Source organism: Geminicoccus flavidas, from assembly GCF_009806515.1.
Lineage (GTDB): Bacteria > Pseudomonadota > Alphaproteobacteria > Geminicoccales > Geminicoccaceae > Geminicoccus > Geminicoccus flavidus.
Map to the genome: position 1 here is coordinate 1 of NZ_WUJP01001100.1, position 3,698 is coordinate 3,698.

General features: G+C 65.0%; 3 protein-coding genes. All 3 read left to right on the forward strand.

Annotated elements, in window-relative coordinates; translation table 11 throughout:
- Positions 1-1,473: O-linked N-acetylglucosamine transferase, SPINDLY family protein (locus tag EQG76_RS31010; RefSeq protein WP_159719071.1), on the forward strand; the 1,473-nt coding region annotated here is incomplete at its 5' end.
- Positions 1,470-2,090, forward strand: a complete 621-nt coding sequence (locus EQG76_RS31015) for a class I SAM-dependent methyltransferase (RefSeq protein ID WP_159719072.1) — start codon at positions 1,470-1,472, stop codon at positions 2,088-2,090. The genes EQG76_RS31010 and EQG76_RS31015, both read left to right, overlap by 4 nt.
- Positions 2,091-2,191: 101 nt before the next feature.
- Positions 2,192-3,343, forward strand: a complete 1,152-nt coding sequence (locus tag EQG76_RS31020) for a flagellin N-terminal helical domain-containing protein (RefSeq protein ID WP_159719073.1) — start codon at positions 2,192-2,194, stop codon at positions 3,341-3,343.
- Positions 3,344-3,698 lie beyond the last annotated feature (355 nt).

Below are 3,698 nucleotides of genomic sequence, written 5' to 3' on the forward strand. Positions count from 1 at the left end.
CGCTGGCTGGGCTATGCCTGCGTGCGGACCCGCAAGGGGGAAGAGGCCGAGCAGTTGCTGCGGCACTACCTGACCGTCCGCCCCGCTCCCTCCAATGCTCATTCCATGCTTGGTCATCTCCTGGTCCAGCGTGGCATGCACGAGCAGGGAATCGACCTGCTGCGTCAGGGCGTCGGCCGCCCCGATGCGCAGGCAGCGGAGCATTCGACGCTGGTCTTCGACCTGAATTACTGTCCAGGGCTGGATCCGCTGCAGATCCGCGCCGAGCATGAGCGCTGGGCCAGGCGCTTCGCCCTGCCCCATGTGCTGCGGCACCGAAAGGCTGACACCGGCCGGGATCCACATCGGCGCCTGCGGGTGGGCTTTCTTTCCCCGGACCTGCGCGGTCACTCCGTCGCCTACTTCTTCCTGCCGCTGTTGCGCCATCTCGACCGGAGCCAGATCGAGACATTCTGCTACGCCTATGTCGACATGGCCGACGCCATGACCGCGACGTTGAAACAGGCAGCCGACCATTGGCGCGACGTCTGGGGCATCGCCGACGACGAGATCGCCAGGCGCGTGCGCGAGGATCGCATCGATATCCTCGTCGATCTCGCCGGGCACACCTCCGACAGCCGGCTGCTCGTCCTGGCACGACGACCCGCACCGGTTCAGGCCACCTATCTGGGCTATCCTAATACCACCGGCATGCCGGCAGTCGACTGGCGCATCGTGGACGAGGTCACCGATCCGGCTGGTGCCGACGCCCATGCGGTGGAGCAGTTGCTGCGGCTGGACCGCTGCTTTCTCGCCTACGAGCCGGTCGAGTTTCCCGGAATCGTCGAGCCACCTTGCGTCACGAACGGCTTCGTCACGTTCGGCTCGTTCAACAACATGGCCAAGCTGAATGAGGACGTGTTCGAGCTGTGGGCCAGGATCCTGCATCGCGTCGGAGGCTCTCGCCTCCTGCTGAAGCACGACATGAGCCATGATCCGGTGGTGCAGGAGAAAGTGCGTCAGGCCTTCAGCGGCCGGGGGATCGCGCCGGAGCGGATCGACCTCCTGCCGCGGACGCATGGCCGGGCCAGCCATCTGGCGACCTATGGCAGGATGGACATAGCGCTCGATACCTTCCCCTACGGCGGCACGACCACGACCTGTGAAGCGCTGTGGATGGGCGTCCCGGTCGTCACGCTCGCCGGTGACACGCACGCCGCGAGGGTGAGCGCGTCGATCCTGCACAGCATCGGCCTGCACTCATGCGTCGCCCGATCGGTTGAGGACTATCTGCTCACCGCGACCGAGCTCGCCAGGGCCAGGGACCTGCTCGTCGGCATGCGCCAGATGCTGCGCAGCGAAATGGGGGCCAGCCCACTGATGGACCAAGCCGATCTTGGTCGGCACATGACCGCGGCCTTCCGAACCATGTGGCACCGCCTTTGCGAGGCCTCACCCGAGCTGCGGCCTGAAGCGCAGGAGGCCGTGCCATGAAATCATGCTCGCCAGACCGCCAGGACCACCCCGCCTCTCCAGCCGGAGCGATGCTCTCGAGCGAGGTGACCGAGTTCGGGGAGCTGGCAGACATATCCCGGGAGATCAGGCTGCACATCGGCGGCGTGCAGCCCAGGGCCGGCTGGAAGATCCTCAATATTCAGCCCGGCCCCTATGTGGACTTCGTCGGCAGCTGCACGGACCTCACCGGTTTCGCCGACGGATCGATCGCCGAGGTATACGCTTCGCACGTGTTCGAGCATCTCGGCTATCAGGCCGAGTTACCGCAGGTTCTGGCCGGCATCCGGCGGGTGCTGCGGCCGGGCGGCAGGTTGCGCATCAGCGTCCCGGACCTGGACGTTCTTTGCCGCATGTTCGTGCATCCAGCACTCACCCCGGAAGCGCGCTTCCATGTCATGCGGATCATCTATGGCGGCCAGATGGACGCGCACGACTTCCACAAGGTCGGGTTTACCCTCGAGTTCCTCACCTACTTCCTTGCCAAGCACGGCTTTTGCGAGGTCCGGCGGGTCGCCTCGCACGACCTGTTCGACGACACGAGCCGCCTCGTCCTGTTCGGGCAGCCGATCAGCCTGAACGTGGTGGCCAGCATCTGACCGAACTGGCAGCCGCAAGGGTCGCACTCGCCGCGGCATTAACCTTGCCGGCACGATAACCTTTCCGCCGCCCCGCGGCGACATCGAGACAGGAGACGAACATGCCCCTCACTGGAACGACCAACACTGCGGCCAACACCGCTCTGCGCTATCTCAACAGCAATGCGGCGCAGGCGAGCAGTTCCCTGGCCAAGCTCTCCAGCGGCTCGCGCATCGTGAAGGCGTCCGATGACGCTGCCTCGCTCGCGGTCGGCACGAAGATCCGAGCGGACGTCGCGGCCCTGCGCCAGGCAGCGGTCAACACCGCGCAGGCCTCGAGCCTCCTCCAGGTAGCAGACGGTGGTCTTGCCAAGATCTCGGATATCCTGCTGCGGATGAAGTCGCTCGCGGTGCAGGCGCAGTCCGGCTCACTCACCGACAGCGAGCGCTCCTTTCTCGACCTGGAGTACCAGGAGCTGGTCGGTGAGGTGGGCAACATCGCCGGCCAGACCAAGTTCAACGGTGCCCAGCTGCTCAATGGCGCTTCGGGCAAGAGCATCGATCTGGGCGGCGGGACCGACACCCTGTTCAATCCCGCCAGCACTTATGCGAACGGGATCACCGCGCGGCTGTCGGGCAACGCCGCCGTGGGCACCTGGCAGCTATCCTATGACTACACCGCCGGCTCCAGCCTTGGGCAGTTCACCCTCGCGAACGGCACGGTCTCCGACACGGTGCAGTTCACCCACGCCTCGAACGCAGTGGTCTATGAGGGACGCATCTCTTTCGAGCATGCCGGCATCGAGATCAGCCTGAGCAATTTCGACTTCAGCGCCACCTTCGCCGCGGGCACAGAAAGCCAGTTCGGGGTGACCGGTAGCGACAGCCTGAGCTTCCAGGTCGGCGTGTCCTCCGGGGACACGATCGTCGTCAACATCGACGACGTACGGCCCGCCAGCCTCGGCCTCACCGGGACGAGCGTGGCCGATACTGCCAGTTCGGTGACCGCCGGCAACGCGTTGGACGGGGCAATCTCCGGCCTCAACGCCGCGCGCGCCAACATGGGCGCGATGATGGCCCGCTTCGAGTTCGCCTCGGCCAACCTTGCCACGAGCGTGGAGAATCTCGACGCGGCACGCTCCACCCTCCTGGACGTGGACATGGCTGCCGAGATGACCAGGTTCACGTCCCTGCAGATCCTGACCCAGGCCGGCGTCTCGATGCTGGCGCAGGCCAACCAGATGCCGCAAAATCTCCTGAAGCTGCTGCAGTGACCGAGGAGGATTGCCGGCAGCTTGCTCCCGGCAGATGAAGATGCCTTCCGCCTGGTCGGGTGAACACGATCACGGTCTTTCATTCGGCAGGAGGGTTGCTTCTGCGTGAAACTTGATCCTCGTCGATCACATGCGCCCAGTGAACCGTCGCCTCCCCTCTCGGAACTCCTGAACTTGCTCATGGCCTTGAGCCAGAGCTTGACGCCATGATACGGCAGCAACCGGATCATCTTCAATGAAACTAGGCCCCGTTAGCTCCTGAAGTCTGTTCCCGTCTGCTATGTGGTGAACAGCGGATGGGATGGCGGATGACGGGGGTGCTGACGGATGGGCAGTGGGCGGTGCTGGCGCCGTT